General features: G+C 44.4%; 18 protein-coding genes. 11 read left to right on the top strand and 7 right to left on the bottom strand.

Annotation, left to right across the window (positions count from 1 at the left end; all coding sequences use genetic code 11):
- Nucleotides 1–25 precede the first annotated feature (25 nt).
- Nucleotides 26–190, top strand: coding sequence for a hypothetical protein (locus M9196_RS19410; protein ID WP_250619164.1), 165 nt, complete (start codon nucleotides 26–28; stop codon nucleotides 188–190).
- Here the strand turns inward: M9196_RS19410 and M9196_RS19405 are convergent, their stop codons facing one another.
- The gene (locus M9196_RS19405) at nucleotides 191–1198 is read right to left on the bottom strand and encodes a putative 2-aminoethylphosphonate ABC transporter substrate-binding protein (protein WP_250619163.1); all 1008 of its coding nucleotides are present in this window, start codon (nucleotides 1196–1198) and stop codon (nucleotides 191–193) included. It abuts the gene before it with no gap.
- A gap of 313 nt (nucleotides 1199–1511) precedes the next feature.
- On the opposite strand from M9196_RS19405, the gene phnW reads away from it, so the two are divergent.
- From phnW to M9196_RS19385, 4 genes are all read left to right on the top strand, one after another.
- Entirely contained in the window at nucleotides 1512–2615 is a 1104-nt protein-coding gene (gene phnW / locus M9196_RS19400) for a 2-aminoethylphosphonate--pyruvate transaminase (RefSeq protein WP_250619162.1), read from the top strand.
- On the top strand, nucleotides 2615–3988 hold the full coding sequence (locus M9196_RS19395) for an aspartate aminotransferase family protein (RefSeq protein WP_250619161.1): 1374 nt from the start codon (nucleotides 2615–2617) through the stop codon (nucleotides 3986–3988). Before phnW ends, M9196_RS19395 begins: the two co-directional genes overlap by 1 nt.
- Nucleotides 3981–4829 carry a phosphonoacetaldehyde hydrolase gene (gene phnX / locus M9196_RS19390; protein WP_250619160.1) on the top strand — a complete coding sequence of 283 codons (849 nt, stop codon included), beginning with the start codon at nucleotides 3981–3983 and terminating at the stop codon, nucleotides 4827–4829. The genes M9196_RS19395 and phnX overlap by 8 nt, the downstream gene beginning before the upstream one ends.
- 427 nt (nucleotides 4830–5256) lie before the next feature.
- A complete protein-coding gene (locus M9196_RS19385; RefSeq protein ID WP_250619159.1) occupies nucleotides 5257–6546 on the top strand; it encodes a synaptonemal complex protein 1 in 1290 nt (429 codons plus the stop codon).
- 107 nt (nucleotides 6547–6653) lie between these two features.
- Here the strand turns inward: M9196_RS19385 and M9196_RS19380 are convergent, their stop codons facing one another.
- Together M9196_RS19380 and M9196_RS19375 are read right to left on the bottom strand one after the other, a co-directional pair.
- On the bottom strand, nucleotides 6654–7061 hold the full coding sequence (locus M9196_RS19380; RefSeq protein ID WP_250619158.1) for a DUF2061 domain-containing protein: 408 nt from the start codon (nucleotides 7059–7061) through the stop codon (nucleotides 6654–6656).
- Between the two features lie 161 nt (nucleotides 7062–7222).
- Nucleotides 7223–7663 (bottom strand): PACE efflux transporter, encoded by a 441-nt coding sequence (locus tag M9196_RS19375; RefSeq protein WP_250619157.1) that lies wholly within the window; start codon nucleotides 7661–7663, stop codon nucleotides 7223–7225.
- Between the two features lie 139 nt (nucleotides 7664–7802).
- Between M9196_RS19375 and M9196_RS19370 the strand changes: the two genes are divergently transcribed.
- From M9196_RS19370 to yghU, 3 genes are all read left to right on the top strand, one after another.
- The gene (locus M9196_RS19370) at nucleotides 7803–8720 is read left to right on the top strand and encodes a LysR family transcriptional regulator (RefSeq protein ID WP_250619156.1); all 918 of its coding nucleotides are present in this window, start codon (nucleotides 7803–7805) and stop codon (nucleotides 8718–8720) included.
- Nucleotides 8721–8966: 246 nt separating this feature from the next.
- Nucleotides 8967–9644 (top strand): glutathione S-transferase family protein, encoded by a 678-nt coding sequence (locus M9196_RS19365; RefSeq protein ID WP_250619155.1) that lies wholly within the window; start codon nucleotides 8967–8969, stop codon nucleotides 9642–9644.
- A 299-nt stretch (nucleotides 9645–9943) separates the two neighbouring features.
- Nucleotides 9944–10804, top strand: coding sequence for a glutathione-dependent disulfide-bond oxidoreductase (yghU, locus tag M9196_RS19360; RefSeq protein ID WP_250619154.1), 861 nt, complete (start codon nucleotides 9944–9946; stop codon nucleotides 10802–10804).
- A 93-nt stretch (nucleotides 10805–10897) separates the two neighbouring features.
- On the opposite strand, the gene M9196_RS19355 is transcribed toward yghU, so the two are convergent.
- Both M9196_RS19355 and M9196_RS19350 read right to left on the bottom strand, forming a co-directional pair.
- The gene (locus M9196_RS19355) at nucleotides 10898–11572 is read right to left on the bottom strand and encodes a hypothetical protein (protein WP_250619153.1); all 675 of its coding nucleotides are present in this window, start codon (nucleotides 11570–11572) and stop codon (nucleotides 10898–10900) included.
- 44 nt (nucleotides 11573–11616) lie between these two features.
- Nucleotides 11617–12108 carry a c-type cytochrome gene (locus M9196_RS19350; RefSeq protein WP_250619152.1) on the bottom strand — a complete coding sequence of 164 codons (492 nt, stop codon included), beginning with the start codon at nucleotides 12106–12108 and terminating at the stop codon, nucleotides 11617–11619.
- Between the two features lie 133 nt (nucleotides 12109–12241).
- Here M9196_RS19350 and M9196_RS19345 point away from each other — a divergent pair, with 133 nt between their 5' ends.
- Together M9196_RS19345 and M9196_RS19340 are read left to right on the top strand one after the other, a co-directional pair.
- Entirely contained in the window at nucleotides 12242–12877 is a 636-nt protein-coding gene (locus M9196_RS19345) for a cytochrome b/b6 domain-containing protein (protein WP_250619185.1), read from the top strand.
- Between the two features lie 2 nt (nucleotides 12878–12879).
- Complete coding sequence (locus M9196_RS19340; RefSeq protein WP_250619151.1) at nucleotides 12880–13308, top strand: MarR family winged helix-turn-helix transcriptional regulator; 429 nt, start codon at nucleotides 12880–12882, stop codon at nucleotides 13306–13308.
- A gap of 264 nt (nucleotides 13309–13572) precedes the next feature.
- Here the strand turns inward: M9196_RS19340 and M9196_RS19335 are convergent, their stop codons facing one another.
- Nucleotides 13573–14706, bottom strand: coding sequence for a Gfo/Idh/MocA family protein (locus tag M9196_RS19335; RefSeq protein WP_250619150.1), 1134 nt, complete (start codon nucleotides 14704–14706; stop codon nucleotides 13573–13575).
- A gap of 95 nt (nucleotides 14707–14801) precedes the next feature.
- The gene (manD, locus tag M9196_RS19330) at nucleotides 14802–16019 is read right to left on the bottom strand and encodes a D-mannonate dehydratase ManD (protein WP_250619149.1); all 1218 of its coding nucleotides are present in this window, start codon (nucleotides 16017–16019) and stop codon (nucleotides 14802–14804) included.
- A gap of 155 nt (nucleotides 16020–16174) precedes the next feature.
- Between manD and M9196_RS19325 the strand changes: the two genes are divergently transcribed.
- Nucleotides 16175–17200, top strand: coding sequence for a LacI family DNA-binding transcriptional regulator (locus M9196_RS19325; protein ID WP_250619148.1), 1026 nt, complete (start codon nucleotides 16175–16177; stop codon nucleotides 17198–17200).
- Nucleotides 17201–17637 lie beyond the last annotated feature (437 nt).

The raw sequence follows: 17637 nt of genomic DNA, 5'->3' as shown, positions 1-17637 counted from the left end.
TTCACTCTCCAAATGGTATATACCAATGTTAAATTGGCTATATTTCATTGCAATGACAGTTTTATATCAGCTTGGTTTCAGTTTTATGGTTGATGAAGATAGAATGGTCAATAAAAAAGGAAGGCGTATGCCTTCCTTCCGTTACGATAGCTTCGACTCCGTATTCGTCATCGAAATTACGATTACTTGATTACGATTTTGGTTCCGATTTTGCATCAAATTTTTGCGACCACGTTTTTAGTACATCGGCACGGTCGGTCCCCATCTTGCCGAAGTCCATATCTGCCATCGCTTCTTGAACATTCGGGAAGTTACTGGCGGTTGCTTTGACCTCTTTATGACCCACTACCGGGTACATTTCGATATACAGCTCATTCGCCGCTTTGGATACAGACCAATCAACCACACGTTTGGCCGCATCAGATTCTTTAACAAGACCTACGGCTTCAGATTCCCAACCAATACCAGCTGGCACAATCACATCCAACGGTGCGCCTTGCGTTTTCAACTTCGCTCCACGGCTTGCCATAGAAATACCAATTGCGACTTCACCCATACCGGCTTGAACACAAGGCTTCGAGCCTGAATGCGTATAATGCGCTATGTTATCGTCTAGCTTTTGCATGTAATTCCAAGCTTGGTCATCACCCATATTTTGTAACCAAGCAGACACTTGCATATAGCCCGTCCCTGATGAAGCAGGGTTTGGCATCGCGATATGACCTTTGTAAACTGGGTTTGTTAAGTCTTCCCATGACTGCGGTTTCGGTAAATCCAGCTGTTTGGCGACAATTTCATTAAAGCACACCGCATTAAAAAACGCGTCATTACCAAACCAGGCTTGGCTTGATTGCGGATCGTTTAAGTTAGCATTTAAATTTTCGATGCCTTTCGGTGTATATGGCTTAAGAATGCCTTCCTCTTTCAACAGTGCCATAGAAGAACCAGCAAGCCCCCACACAACCTCTGCGCGAGCATTATTTTTTTCTGCCAACAATTTAGCCGTCATGATTCCCGTCGAATCTCGCACCCAGTTGATTTTTATATCTGGGTTTTCATTTTCAAACGCATTCTTGTATTTCGCAAGAATATCCGTTTCAAAAGCGGTATACACCGTCACTTCCGTGGCAGCCAAAGCATTCGTTGCCCACAAAGAAACCAACGTTGCCAGTGTCCCTTTCATCAAACGGTTTTTCATTTCCATCTCCAGTTTCATTTTTTGTGGCGACTCGCTGTTTATCTGCACGTCACCTTTAAAGTCATCATTGACGGTCACACCCAAATTGGTATGTACCAGTTTCTATTTACACGGTAATTCTCATTTATGACGATTAAATGAACATAAAATGGCAGTTTGACGACGATTTATGACCAATTCGATGACAACGATTTTCGCAACATTTCGAACTGTGAAGCTTTTATTAAATCTATTTGCTCCCCCTTTACGAACAATAAAAAGGATTGCTAGAGTAGCCACAACAACTTGGTATAGTCCAATATGAGAAGTGATAATGAAAAACGAATACTTACTGCTAACGCCCGGCCCACTTTCTACCTCTGAAACCGTTCGACAAGCGATGCTTAAAGATTGGTGCACATGGGATGACGACTACAACAAAGACGTCGTTGAGGTCATTCGCTCATCGCTAACACAATTGGCGACTCGTCAACCCGGCTATACCAGTGTGCTCATGCAAGGCAGCGGCACGGCCTCTGTTGAAGCGACCATCGGCAGCGCACTTGGCAAGAATGACAAACTTTTGGTCATCGATAACGGCGCTTACGGTGCTCGCATTGCGCAAATTGCAGACTATCTCTCGATTCCGACTTGCGTCATCTCGCTGGGTGAAACCCAACAGCCAAGCTTAGATGCGGTGCAGAACGCACTAGAAAATGATACAGATATTACTCATATTGCCATTGTGCATTGTGAAACCACCACTGGCATGCTCAACCCGATTGAAGCGGTCATCAAACTAGCAAAGCAACATGACAAAACCGTGATCCTAGATGCGATGTCCAGCTTTGGTGGCATTCCTATGGATATCGGTGACTTAGGCATCGACTTTATGATCAGCTCGGCCAACAAATGCATTCAAGGTGTACCAGGATTTGGCTTTGTCATTGCCAAAAAAACCTCATTGGACAAGTGCCAAGGGCAAGCTCGCTCCCTGACATTAGATCTCTATGACCAATGGCAATGTATGGAGAACAACCACGGAAAGTGGCGCTTTACTTCACCTACTCATACCGTACGTGCATTTTACCAAGCACTGCAAGAGCTACAGGACGAAGGCGGTATTGCCGCTCGTCATCAGCGTTATCAAACTAACCAAAAAACCTTAGTGGAAGGCATGCGATCGTTAGGCTTTGCGCCATTACTCCATGAGGAGCTGCACTCACCAATCATCACCTCTTTCTACTCACCAAAGCACAGTGACTATCGGTTCAAAGCGTTCTACAACCGACTTAAAGCACAAGGCTTTGTGATTTACCCAGGGAAAGTCTCCAATGCTGACTGTTTCCGCATCGGTAACATTGGCGATGTACATCCAGCGGATATCTCACGTCTGATCACTGCGGTGAAGAGCTCAATGTATTGGGAGATCAAATAATGTCAGATCAGGCAACTCAATTACGCAGTGAGGGCGATGTGAACAACACTCCTGCTCGCCAAGAATGGACAGCTGGTATTCAAGATAAAGCGACCCAAGCGCTACTCAAACGCGATGCTGACGTGTTCTTACATCAATCCATGTCAACGCCTTGCCTTGATTCACTGCAAGCGGCAGAAGGGATCTACCTTCAAGATACCCGTGGCAAAAGATACATGGATTTTCATGGTAACAACGTCCATCAACTTGGTTATGGTCACCCTCACATCATTAAGCGCGTCACTGAGCAAATGCAGTCACTGCCATTTTCTCCCCGTCGCTTTACCAATGAGACGGCGGTCAAATGCGCGGAAAAGCTCACCGACATCTGTGGCGGCGACCTAAACCGAGTGCTCTTTGCACCGGGCGGAACCTCCGTTGTCGGCATGGCACTGAAGTTGGCTCGTTACATCACAGGCAGTCACAAAGTCGTGTCACTTTGGGACTCATTTCATGGTGCTTCCCTTGATGCCATTTCCGTTGGCGGAGAAGCCTGTTTTCGTGAAGGCATGGGGCCATTAATGGCTGGAGTTGAGCGTATTCCACCCGCGGTCTCTTACCGTGGTGCACTGCCCTCTCAAGACGGCAGTGATGTGCATTACGCGGATTACTTAGAGTATGTAATCGAAAAAGAAGGGGGCATCGGTGCGTTCATTGCTGAGGGCGTGCGCAATACTGATGTACAGGTACCAAGCAAAGCCTATTGGCAACGTATTCGAGAGATTTGCGATAAGCATAACGTCTTATTAATCATCGATGATATCCCTAACGGCATGGGTCGCAGTGGCGAATGGTTTACTTATCAAGCCTTTGATATTGAACCCGACATCTTATGTATAGGTAAGGGACTTGGGGGAGGATTAGTCCCTATTGCTGCCATGGTGACCAAAGAAAAATACAACACCGCCTCTGAGATATCACTGGGTCACTACACCCACGAAAAAAGCCCCGTTGGATGTGCGGCAGCATTGGCGACGATGGAAGCTATCGAACACGAGCAATTACTAGAGAAAACACGCGCGGATGGTGAGTTTGTTAAAGCTCGCTTAATGCAAATGAAGGCAACCTACCCTGTGATCGGTGACGTACGCGGAATAGGGTTGTTATGGGGCGTTGAGCTGGTGACCAATCCTGTCTCCAAACAACGCGCCTATGACGAGGCTGAATCCGTGTTGTATCAATGCCTCAACCAGGGACTGAGCTTTAAGGTCTCGCAAGGTAACGTTATACAGTTGAGCCCACCGCTCATTATTACCCGTGAACAACTCACACAAGCTCTCGATATTTTCGAGCACGCGATCGCAAAAGTATGCAAGGATTTTAATTATGTCTAATCTCTATTCAGCAACACCAAGCGCCTTCACTAAGTCGCCTGTTCAAGCCATCGTTTTTGACTGGGCCGGCACCATCGTTGATTTTGGTTCATTCGCACCCACCAGCATTTTTGTTGAAGCCTTTAGACAAGGCTACGATTTCGACATTACACTTGCCGAAGCACGTGAGCCAATGGGTATTGGTAAGTGGGATCACATTAAAGCGGTCGGTCACTTGCCAGCCGTTGCACAGCGATGGGAAAAGCAGTTCGGTCGCACCATGACTGACAGCGATATTGACCAAATTTACGCGACGTTTATGCCGCTACAAAAAGCAAAAGTAGCCGATCACGCCGAACCTATCCTCAATGCGATTGATGTGGTGAACGGGCTAAAACAACAAGGAATCAAAATAGGCTCTTGCTCCGGTTACCCTAGAGAAGTGATGGATGTCTTGATTCCTGCCGCGCAAGACTATGGCTACGAGCCTGACTGCATTGTGGCAACGGATGACCTTCCTCAAGGTGGTCGCCCTGCTCCATTTATGGCACTAAAAAATATGATTGAGCTGAATGTCACCTGTGTTGGCGCTTGCGTAAAGGTTGACGATGCAGCTCCAGGCATTGAAGAGGGTCACAACGCCGGAATGTGGACCGTCGGGCTGTTATTATCGGGTAATGAAGCAGGTTTAACCTTAGAACAATACCAAGCCGCCGATGAAGCCACATTGAATGCTGCTCGCGAGAGAGCACGTGAAAAGCTTGGTAAAGCATCGCCACACTACCTAATCGATACAATTAATGACCTTCCTAGTGTGATCAGTGATATCGAAAAACGTTTGGGCGCAGGTGAGCGACCTTAGAAAAGCGTGCTGTAGAGATAAACGCGAATAAAGCGGCGAATGTAATCGTCTTCAACCGCCAACAACATTATGAATTTTGATCACAAAACTCGTCGTGTTGTGCCTAAGCTAACATACAAAAGCTAACCGTGTTGACGGCTAGCTTTTTACTCCCATTGTTCATCTAGTCAGAATTTATACACACATTGTTCCTATATCCTCCCCACCAACCCCAATGCATTCACAAAATACATACCAACATCCAAGATGTGTCACTCTGATTAATAAATGATTCAAATAACCTCCTTGCATTGAGTAATTGAATGGCTATGTCAGCTAAGTGTCAATAAAATACATTTATAAATCATATGCATTTCTATATAATCCTGGTGCTTAGTGTATTTTATTGCCTGGGCATATTACATAAAAACAATTCTAAGGATAGAAAATGCAACAACCTGTCAGAACGCTAGCCTGCCTTATATTGGCAACTTCATTATTTGGCTGCGCGTCAACTTCATCAGATGAATCAAAACAAGCAACATCTACCAATATTCAGCTTGACCTGTATGACACACTAAAAGTAAAGCTTGATGATGCCACATCACGGCACAGTGACGAGCAACTTAAATGGTATGCCACACAAGCCTATTCATCCATGACTAAAGCTCTAAAAGAAGCGCGCAGTGCTTATTCTGAGTTTGAGCATGAACCGAGCAAAATCAATGATTCAGATCTCTTTTCCAGCCAAAATTATGGTCAGGAAATGACCGCATCATTAGATGCATTTGAACTGGCATACCGCAGTGCTATTGCAACAAAACAGCGGGTATTATCTGTGATGTCAGTATCATTTGAAAACAACACCTATTTAGAGAAAGTCAATGCACAAACCCTATTTCCAACTGAATTTAAACGTGTTGAGCAACAATTTAAGCGCACTATAGATTATATCGCCAATAATGAAACTATTGACAATGAAAGACTAATTGCATTGGAGACTAAACAACACCAATTAGAAGCTAAGTCTGTAACTAAACACTATTTAGGCGAGGCTAAGCAACAATTTAGCCAACATAAAAAACAACGTTATTCTGTTGATGCTCCATTGGTTATGGCACGTTCTGAAGCGACGCTTTCTAAAGCAGAAGCCTTTATTCAGTCATCGCCTCGTAATCATGACGAAATACAAGTTCGCGCCGATACCGTGTCATTTGCGTTGCAACGTACAGAAAAAATCGTTCAGCAAGTTCGAGAGCTAAAATCCCTACCTGAAAAGCAATATGAGCGCTATATTCTGAACTTAGAAGCTCAACTCCACGCCATTGCAGTTGCCTCAGCCACAGGTGACCACCGAAATAAAACGCTCATTGAACATGCTAAATACATTGAAAGCTCAATGCTGGATACTCAAAAAAGCGATGATGAGAAATGGCTATCACTGACAATGGAGCTCAAGCAAGTCAAGCAAGATATCGAGGCGACAGCCGCTCAATCAAATCAGCTCATGGCAGAAAAACAAGCGCTGCAAAGTAAAGTCAACTCACTTGAAGCTCAGAAGGTAGCCCAGCTAAATACTGGTGTAACTCAGCCTGAGCCTGAGTCTCTCCAAGTAGAGAACATTGCTCCAGTCACACCAGCAGCCGTTACTCCCGCAGTAAACGCCGCTCCAGGAACTGATGCTTTAGATTCGGAAGTACCAGAAGCTATTTCTGAATCTAGCCCTGTTAGTTCTTAGTCCCTATTTCGATCTCGGTGTGAACCGTTAGATTATCGATGAGAAAACGCCAGAGATTCCTCTCTGGCGTTGTTCGTTGATGGCTACTTCAGGGCGCTGACTCTCGATTACGCCGCCACACAATCCGTTGAACATGGCATAAGCTTGTTCTGGTTGCCAACTCGTTTATTCCACGATTTTTCATGTAAGAAGTACGCAAACGTATTAATCGCAGGCTCTAGTAATGCCACCGCCCCACCTGCAACAATACTCCCGGTAAGTGCAAATACAACGGAAAACGCGACGCTATAATGAACCACCGCAAATGATGCTGTTTTAATACGAACATTTCGGCTTAACGACTTCAACCATTGCGATTTCTCCCACAGCTTTTCATGGAAATAAAACGCAACTGTGTTCACCGCAGGTTCCAGCATGGCGATCATGCTACTCAGAATTATCTCACCGGTAAAAACATACGCCACGCTAAACGCGATAGTGAAGTGTATTGATGCAAACCTAAGTGTTTTCGCCATGATGTTGTCCTATTGTGTTCAATTGTCTCCACTATACCCAACACTTTATTGCGAATAAAACAGATTAAATCTACTTATTCAATAGCTAAAACCTATTACAAATAAGACTCGTGACATATCGACCTAGTCACCGAATCACCAAAGCGTAAACCTTCGCTTTGCTACGAAACCGCTTTGACACCATTTACGACTCTTCGCTGCAGTACATAGGCTCTAACGTGATCATAAATAAGATTAAAGAGAAACGCATAAATCGTTATAAAAATCGTCACCCCTAAGTCCATTAAGAAAGCTTGCCACAAACTCACCTCTAGAATAAAAGCCATGACTGGAATGGTGAAAAACAGCAACCCCGCCTCAAACAACAACACATGAATCACGCGTAGTGACAGTGAGCGCTTGGTTTTCTCGCCCGGTACCGCTCTATCAAACCCCAAATTAAACAAATAGTTCCAAATCATCGCCATGGTGGCAATAACTATCATTGTTCCTGATAGTGCGGCGATATCATGGTCGGTAAACAACGCCAACCCAAGGATGGACGATGTGACGGCCAATGTTTCAAACAACACCGAATGAAAAACACGCTCTAGTGTTCCCATAATTTACTCCAAGCTACTTACTCAAAAATGAAGCTGGGATTATGTCAGGGTGAATGCACAAATAAAGTTAACAACTATCACACTTAGTGATAGCTTGTTTTATTATTAACTTTGTAAACGTCGTCACAGAGGAATGCCCATGTATAGCTTTGAGCAATTAAGAGTCTTCGTCACAGTATGCGAAAGTGGGTCTTTTTCCGCGGCAGCACGTAAGTTAAAACGCGCGCAGTCAGGGGTTAGCCAAGCGATAGCTAACCTTGAAATAGCCGTCAACCAAGAGTTATTTAACCGAGATAAGAACACCCCTACCCTAACCAAAAGTGGTGAAGCGTTATTGCCCATTGCGCGATCTATATTGCAGCAACAGGTTTACTTCGATCAAAAGGCGACGGCGCTCACGAATGCGTACGAACATGAGCTTGTCATCGCGATAGATGAAAGCATAGTGAGTAATGATTTTTTAAGCATGCTGACTCCATTAGCGGACCAGTTTCCCATTACCCATTTTGAAATCATCACCGCCTCTAGCTTCGATATTGAAGATTTAGTTCGTACAGGTAAAGCGCACGCGGGTATTGTATTTGCCGATGGTGAACTTAAAGTCGATATGGACTTTTTTATTATGGGGCAGGCAAGGTTTTTGACCATTTCCTCACCGACGCACCCTTTAGCTGCGTTGCCTCTTGTGGAGCACGATGACTTAAAGCTTTATCGCCAATGCGTCCATCGCAGCGCGAAACAAAAAGAACTTTGGTTTAGTTACGGAATTAGCTCCAAGCTTTGGTACGCGAACAATCACCAAACCCTCATTGACCTTGTTCGCCAAGGCATTGGCTGGGCGCTCGTTCCTGAGCAGCTGATCAAGACACCATTAGAGCAAAACACCATTGTTTCACTACCTGTCGCACATGAATTTAATGGTTGGTTAACGGCTGTAGGCTGTCTGGTATCGCGAAGCCATTCATCTGGACCGGTCCTCGTGCGCGTCCTCGACACCCTCAAACAATACCGATTAACTGAAAACCGTTGGGAGCATATTGAAAACTTGTCGCGCTAACCCTTGGGTTAAACCTCTGAACTCGGTTTCTAGTAAATATTCATGTTGGTCAATATACCTAACTCACCGTCTCGGCTTTCGTACATCAAAATATCAAAACATAGAAACATAGAAACAAAACTCAATTTGAACAACTGTTCAATAAATTATTGAACGACCGTTCAAATAGTTCTATAGTGTGGTTCATCACGAGAAGGAAAGGTCTAGTGATTCGTCCCGAATAGACTTAATTCAAAGGAAAATGACATGCTAAAGTTTTACTTCCACAAGACACCAAACCCAATGAAAGTAGCACTGTATCTTGCAGAGACAGGTCTACCTTATGAACTCGTTCCCGTGGATACCTACAAAGGTGAGCAACACAGCCCGGAATATCGCGCGATAAACCCAAACGGTAAAGCCCCTGCGATAGAAGATGATGGCGTCAGAGTGTTTGATTCCAATGCGATTTTGCTCTACCTTTCCGAAAAAACGGGACTTCTGGCAGGGGAACCCGAAAATCGTGGTGAGATGCTTTCTTGGTTAATGTTCATCGCATCTGGACTGGGTCCATTCTCAGGTCAATCTGTTCACTTTCGACATGCATCGCCAGAAAAGATCCCTTATGCGATCAATCGATACTTGCGTGAAGCACAACGTCACTACGAGGTACTCGATGCGCACTTAAATGGCAGAAACTACCTCGTTGGGCAAACCTACAGCATTGCCGATATCGCGGCGTGGGGTTGGGTTGACAAAGCGGCGGTCGTACTAGGGGAAGACGCTCTTAACCCTTACCCTAATTTGAAGCGTTGGTTTGATGCCATTAACCAACGTCCTGCCGTACAAGTGGCACGCGATGTTGGCAAAGACATCGAATTTAAAACAGCCCAAGATGACGTAACTAAACGTGCGCTGTTCCCACAGAACTATGCGAAAGATTAGACAAGACTCTCGTCGTGATGTTGAATAAATAACAATAAGTTAGCAAGAATGCACTAACCTATTGTCACACCCATAGCGCAGCCTTCCCGGTTAATTTATGGGTGTGATTGTTGACAATAACGCCCTTATGCCAATGCGCTTCGACATACTGAACTAGAATTAATCAGCGCTCATGTCTTAGCGAGTAACGCACGTCTCGGGTGTTCGTTTACACCTTCACATTTCAACTTGAGCCTTCGCGTTAAGCGTAGTCCTTGTTCGTTTAACTTAGCCCTTGATCTTTTATCTTAGGAGTTAATATGGAAAATCAATATACACCGCCGAAAATCTGGGTTCACGACACAAAAGGTGGCAATAAATGGGCCAGCATCAATCGCCCTGTATCTGGAGCAACCCACGACAAAGCACTACCGGTTGGTACCCACGCTTTACAGCTGTATTCACTCGGGACTCCTAATGGACAAAAAGTCACAATTCTTCTCGAAGAATTGCTCGCTCTTGGTATCAAAGAAGCAGAGTACGACGCTTACCTTATTAATATTGGCGAGGGTGACCAGTTTTCCTCGGGCTTTGTTGGTGTAAACCCAAATTCAAAGATCCCAGCATTGGTTGATCGCTCTGGTCAAGAGAACGTTAATGTATTTGAATCGGCTTCGATCCTGGTCCACCTTGCCGAAAAATTTGGCCACTTTCTACCTAAAGAAGGCGCGGCGCGAACACAGACGTTTAATTGGCTATTCTGGGCACAAGGTTCTGCGCCGTTCTTAGGGGGAGGATTCGGGCATTTCTATGCGTATGCCGACGAAAAGCTTGAATACCCAATCAATCGCTTTGCGATGGAGGCAAAGCGTCAGTTGGACGTATTAGACAAGCAACTCGCCGCCAATACCTACGTGGCTGGTGAAGAATACTCGATAGCTGACATGGCTATTTGGCCATGGTATGGCAACGTTGTGCTTGGTAACTTGTATGACGCCGCCGAGTTTTTACAAGTTGAAAGTTATACCCATGTCATGCGCTGGGCGAAAATGCTCGAAGCTCGACAAGGCGTGCAACGCGGTCGAATCTTAAATCGCTCTTGGGGTGAAGAGTGGGAGCAAGTACCAGAGCGCCACAGCGCCGAAGACATCGATAGCGTACTGTCATTAAAACCAGAATAGCGTCCTAGTATGATTAAAGCCGTGGGTATTCTAGTTTTCAGAATAGCCTCGGCTTTTTTTATGTTTTAAGCGTTCACTTATAAGCCTTAATGTTTACAGCTTTGTCATATCCAATTTTCGCCCCAAATGTTCAACGTCGACACTGGCATAACCAAGGCGAATCGCTTCAAATTGTTTGCTCATTTCTAGCGCTTGCTCGGCATCTTTTGCTAACACAGAAACCAAATACACAGGGCGGACCACATTGCCTTCTAGCGTCTGAGTATTGATGTAAGACGAAGACACAGTACCGACTTGATTGAGCGCAATGACGCGTTGTAGATCAACACCCAGCACACGGTCTATTTCCATCGGTTCAATCCCAGACTTCCATGTCAGCGTTAGACCATAGTGATTATCTTGTGGCGTAGTATCTAACCACTTATTACCCATGGCTTGCACACGACCAATTTTAACCAGATTCGCTTGATAAAGCGGTAGTTGCGCAAGTTCAGCTCGGATGTCCGCCTCGCTGTCACCTTCCATGACAAAACGTAATAAGGGCGTATTTTCTTCACCTATTTTACTGTCGGTCACAAACATATCTTTCACTCGCCCACTATCCACAAACGCCTCAAACGCTTGCTTTTGTTTAGGCATCGTTTCCAACACTTGGTAAATGTCCTGTGTATTCCATTTTAGTTCGACACCAAAATCTTGCGCCGTAGCGATGCTTGGGAACAAGGCAATAGTCGCGATGCTTACGATGATTTTTTTAAATAATTTCATAACTTTACTCTCTATAGATTATTGTTTTAATAAGGGTTAAACGCTTACCAACGAGCACGGTAAGAGCGGTGGCAGCTACGACACGTCGACTCTGCCGATTTAATGGCTTGTTGCGCTTTTTTTGCATCTTGATGTTGAGCAGCAGCCAACAAGCTTTGATACCCATCATTCATTTCCAACATCAAACGCTCGAATTTTTCCGGTTTTTCCCAAACATCAGACTTTGCTTTGCCCCCTTCATCGCTTCCGGCCACAAACGCGTTAGAGACCACATCACCGCTTGCCACAAGCTGTTCACTCATTACCAGCAATGCCGCCCAGTCCGTCTTATCGCCATCTATCATTTTCGCTGCGGCTTTAGTGTTTGACTCAATGTCTGAAAACGCAGCCTGTCTTTGTTCAATGGTATTTTCTGATGCCATGGCACCCGTTACTGTCACGCTGCTGGCGACTAAAACTGCCGCCATTAGCCATTGGCTAAATGGTGCAACGCGTGTCGCCTGAACGGATTTCAAACCTAATTTCTTTATCGTCATCTTCATTCTCCTGTTCATCATGTGAGTTTTCCTCATCGCTTGAACATTAATTTACACAACAACAGTTGCATGTGCAACTATTGTTGTGTAAATTAATTGAAGTTTTTACGAATGAGATAAAAAAATGAAGAAAATCAAAGTATGGGATTTAGCGACACGCCTCTACCACTGGACCCAAGCGATAGTGTTCATCGGGTTACTGGTCACTGGCTTCTCTGGAAACGGTCCTCACCTACAATTAGGGCTGGTACTGTTTACTCTAATCACTTGGCGAATTAGTTGGGGAATAGTAGGAAGCGAAACCAGTCTATTTCGTCAGTTTATGGCCTCGCCACGTAAAGTGTGGGCTTATCTAAAAACGGGACGCTATCCGCAACTTGGTCATAACCCACTGGGGAGCTGGATGGTATTCACCCTGCTCGCTAGCCTGTTAATACAATGCGTCACGGGCATGATTCTCGCAGGTATGTTTGATGGGTTAGTCACTGTAGGAATAGAACTACCTGACATCGTTTATGCCGGCGCAGAACAGATACATTTACTGCTAGTGGATCTGCTGCCACTTCTCATTGTCGTGCACGTGGGCGCCGTCTTAATTTACAAGCTTCGTGCTAAACCCTTACTGTGGGCGATGCTTTCTGGCTACCAACAGTTCGCAGCTAATCACTTAATCTCACAACCTAACATCGTCAGTAGTCGTCGCGCATTAGTCGTGCTAATCGCGTCATCATTAGTTACTATGGCAATAGTTGCAATTTCAATGGTGTAAACATGGAACATAAATTCGAGCGCCAAGCGAGCTTTGGCTGGCTATTAAATGTCGTGGCCAATCACGCGTCAAAGGAATTTGATAAACGCTTAAAAGAAAAAGGGCTAACACTAGCGTTGTGGCCAACCTTGATGTGTTTATGGGAAAAGGAAGGGATGACACAGCGAGAAATCGCTCAAACCTCAAAAGTAGAAAGTTCGACAACAACACGAACACTCGACAAGCTTGAAACACTCGGTTTGGTTGAACGACAAGCCGATCCAGAAAGCCGCCGTTCGTTTCGGATCTTTCTCACGGCTGAAGGTCGAGCACTGAAAAATGAAGTGATTCACTTGCCAGTTGAAGTGAATCAACAGATCCTTTCCAGCCTCAATCCTGATGAGCAAAAAACCATGATTGGTCTGCTGCAGAAAATGGTCGCTCAGGTTTAGAAGCTCATCTTAAGTCGCTAATCTTAAGCCGCTGAAATTTAACGGCTAAATCCTTGGTAAGATCATAACAATGTGGCCTCCCAAATTATGGGAGGCCACATCATCATTCACCATGCGGAAACTAGGCGGTCACAGCTTTAATCTTTCTAATAGAGCGTTATCGGGACTTTTCCACGCCACTCTACCTATAAAGAACACCACCCCCGCACTGAGTAAAAAGACGACTGGTCTCCATACACCTCACATCAATCTATATATTTGGCACTAAAGCAAATCAGTCACATCTACCCAACGATCATTTTTCCTAATCAAATCAATGATTAATTGATACCTGCAGCCTGCCTCAAACGTCTGATAAGGTTCTACTTTTACACCACTTATGTCTTTTACAAACTCCGTAGCCAAATGAGTCCAGCTTCGCTGCGTTTCACATTCAATGTTTGGTAGCTGTTCATTGATCTCACTAGGCAATGACACTTCGTTCCACTCCCCATTGCTCCACAAATAAAGTGGACCACTACCGTAGTGTCCTTTGATATAAATCGACCCTTTGGTGCCATGGAAAACGATATGGTCATCACTAAAACGGGGGGTTAACCCGCCATGTTTGAATAAGACAGAAACTGGTTGAGCGGCTGGAATTCGGCTTTCGATTTGGGCCAGCACCGTGTAAGACCACTCAACATCACAATCTCGCCACTCTAAATTCGGGTCATCGATGTCATTTGGAATAAAATTTCGGCGTTCCATAAAATTATGCACTCCATCGACAACGGGTGCTTTAGGCATGTCATTACGGACTTCACCATTAATAGAGAGAATATTCTCCCCAACAACAGAGGTGACAATGGATAACAAGTGAGTAAAGTTATTATTTAACCGCCCACCGCCCGCTTCCGAACGATGAGACCAACCAAACGGTATATGACGATCTAGATTGAAATGAGAAATGCATTCCACTTCAGTTGGTTCACCTATCAACCCTTCAGCCACCAGTTTCTTCGCATGCATAATTTCAGGCATATACCGGAAGCTTGACGCAAAGGCGGTCTTCACTCCTTTTTCTTCCGCCAACTGATAGATTTCTAATGCTGTTTCACCGCTCTCGGTCAGTGGTTTATCACAGAATACATGGCAACCAAACGCTATCGCCTCTTTAATTGCCTCAACGTGCGCCCCTCCCGGGGTTGCAATAGAGACAATATCAGGCTTACATATCTCAAGCGCCAATCCCCAATTGGTTCCTGAGTATGGTATCGCCATTTTTTCAGCCACTTCAGTGACCACATGTTCCGTTCTTCCAACGATGCCTACCACTTCTGCGCCCGCATCTCTAAATGCTTTAGCATGACCTTGGCCAGCAAATCCGGTTCCAAATACTAATACTGTTTTTTTCATGTCGAGTTCCAAATTTTTACGATTGTTTCACTATGTCGCTATTTGCCAATCTTATTTGACTCTTAACTGGCGACGGCTTTACTTCACAGGATGCGTTACCAATGCCAAAGCGTACCGTCCTCTAAACGGCTAACAGGTAAATAGGAGCGTTTATAGGTGTATTTTTCCGCTTCATTTTCATCAAATTCAATACCCAGTCCTGGCGCATCACTCACAAGGATCATGCCGTTCTCTAATTTCATATCGTGCTTGAAAATTGATTGACACTCTTCATTGCCAAATCCAACAAATTCTTGGATGCCAAAGTTGTGTGTAGAGATATTCAAGTGCATATGCGCGACAAAACAGATAGGCGATAAATCAGGAGCACCATGTGGCGCAGTACGCACGTTATAAACTGCAGCGAAATCGGCTATCTTCTTCATCCCCGTGATACCACCAGCATGCGTCGCTGCGGTACGTACATAATCTATCCACTGATTTTGGATAAGATCTTTACAGTCCCAGATCGTGTTATACGTCTCCCCTAATGCCAAAGGCGTCGTAGTGTGATGACGAATAAGCTTATAATTCTCTTGATTTTCAGCAATAGACGCATCTTCAAGGAACAGCAGATTATAGGGTTCAAGCATTTTTCCCAGTCTGGCAGATTCAATCGGCGTAAGTCGACTGTGAGTGTCATGAAGAAATTCAGCTCTATTACCAAAACGTTCTTTTGCTTGAGCAAACAGTTCAGGAACTAGCTGAAAGTACTTACTTGTTGACCACTGCTGCTCTGGCGGCAATGGTCGATTACCCTGCAGTTCGAAGTAATCTTTTTTATCACCTAGTACCCCGTACGTTTCCGACAAGCCAGGAATCGCAGATTGAAGACGAACCGCCTTAAATCCTTGTTCTATACACTGCTCGGCTTTGTCTAGCGTGTCTTCAATCGTTTCACCATTAGCATGGGCATACAAGCCAACACCATCACGACATTTCCCTCCGAGAAGCTGGTAAACTGGCAGACCTGCCACCTTCCCTTTAATATCCCACAGAGCCATATCAATGGCGGCAATAGCAGCCATCGTAATTGGACCTCGACGCCAGTACACACCCATGTATAAGTATTGCCAAATGTCTTCAATGCCATGGGCATCACGACCAATTAAACATGGCTTTACGTGCTCTTCCAAATACGTAGCGACCGCTAACTCTCTTCCATTGACAGTTGCATCACCCAAGCCGTAAACGCCCTCATCCGTGATCACTTTTACTGTGACAAAGTTGCGACCAGGGTTTGTCACAAATATTTTGATATCTTCAATTTTCATTTCGGGTCTCTCGTAAAAAGTTAACGACCAAACTTATTGAGTAAAACGATTTAGTAAATCGGTTTGGTAAATCGGTTTACTTGTTATCTTCTAAAACTGAAGATACAATGTCAACGATCCTATTTTGATCCAGTTAACGTTTTTAAGAAGCCTGTATGAAGAAAGTAAGAATAGTGGATGTTGCGACACACGCGGGAGTATCAAAAAGTACCGTATCACAATATCTAAATGGTCGTTTTGGTCATATGTCTGCTGAAACAAAACAAAAAATCAAATCAGCAATCGAGACGCTTAACTATGTTCCTAACCCTATAGCTCGAAGTCTAAAAGTAGAAAAAACCAAAACTATTGGTGTTGTTGTACGCGATGTCGCGGGCTATAACACCAGCCGAGTCCTAAGAGGGATCGATGATTACTGTAAAAAACATGATTACAACGTATTGATCTATAACAGTGATTTTGATGCAGACGCAGAAAAACGAGCATTACTGTCATTACAGCAGATGTGCGTTGATGGCATCATCATCACTTCTTCGGGTTTAAACTCAGCACTCATCAATCAGTTTATTCAAAACAAACTGCCCGTTGTCCAATTCCAACTTGAGTATTCCGATTGCGAAAGTCATATGGTGTTATCTGACTATCAACATGCGGCATGCCAGGCGACAGAATATCTCATTGAACTCGGTCACAGAAATATCGCCTTTTTCGCACAAGATTTTGGCAGCAGTTATTCAAGAAAAGCGCGCTATCAAGGGTATCTCGACGCATTAGACAAACACGGCATCAAAGTGAATCCAGATTTCGTACAGCTTTGGGACAGAGAAAGTGGATTCCAATATTCGCCCATCGATCTAATTCGTGGTGAAAACCCACCGACGGCTATTTTCTCACAACATTTAGCCATAACCACTGACCTCCTCCTGTCCTTAAACAAAGCCAACGTTTCGATACCGGAAGAAGTGTCACTGTTAGGTTTCGACGAAATCCCTATGGTTGATCTTTTTAAAGTGCCCGTTTCCACCATCAAACAAGATGCGCATCAAATAGGATTAGAAACCGCGAAACTCACTATTGAAGCGATAATGGGTAAACATACTGAACTACAACGCAGCATTGTGGCATGTACGCTGATTAAGCGAGAATCCTGTGCAAAAATAGAGAGCGAAAGCACTCCATAGTGTCGTTCAAGAGCAGTGGACAAATTAGGTGGTTTGATCATCTTAACGTTGTGGTAGCCTTCCCTCGTCGCAAGTGCAATGTGACGAGGGGGACAGCTTTACGTATTGAACTTAGAAAGATCGCGGTATACATATCTCCGGTAATACGAGTGCTGAAAAATGACGTGATTCATTTACCCGTTGAAATCAATCAACGAATCCTTTCCAGCCTCAATCCAGACGAATAGTTAGCCATAATTGGCCAGCTTCCAAAATGATGGCGAAGGAGTTGTTGCCTGAATTATAAATAACTATTTTTGTTAAATAATTTACGGTAATGATTTTTTGGCATAAATAGACTTATTAAATTAGCACTTAAGTTACTATCGATACATTTATATGCCTATTGTTTTATAATTGTTCACCTTCCCTCTTAGAACTTAATACCTTTTGACCTT

The organism is Vibrio methylphosphonaticus (assembly GCF_023634655.1).
Lineage (GTDB): Bacteria > Pseudomonadota > Gammaproteobacteria > Enterobacterales > Vibrionaceae > Vibrio > Vibrio methylphosphonaticus.
This window is presented reverse-complemented; position numbering and strand designations above follow the sequence as displayed.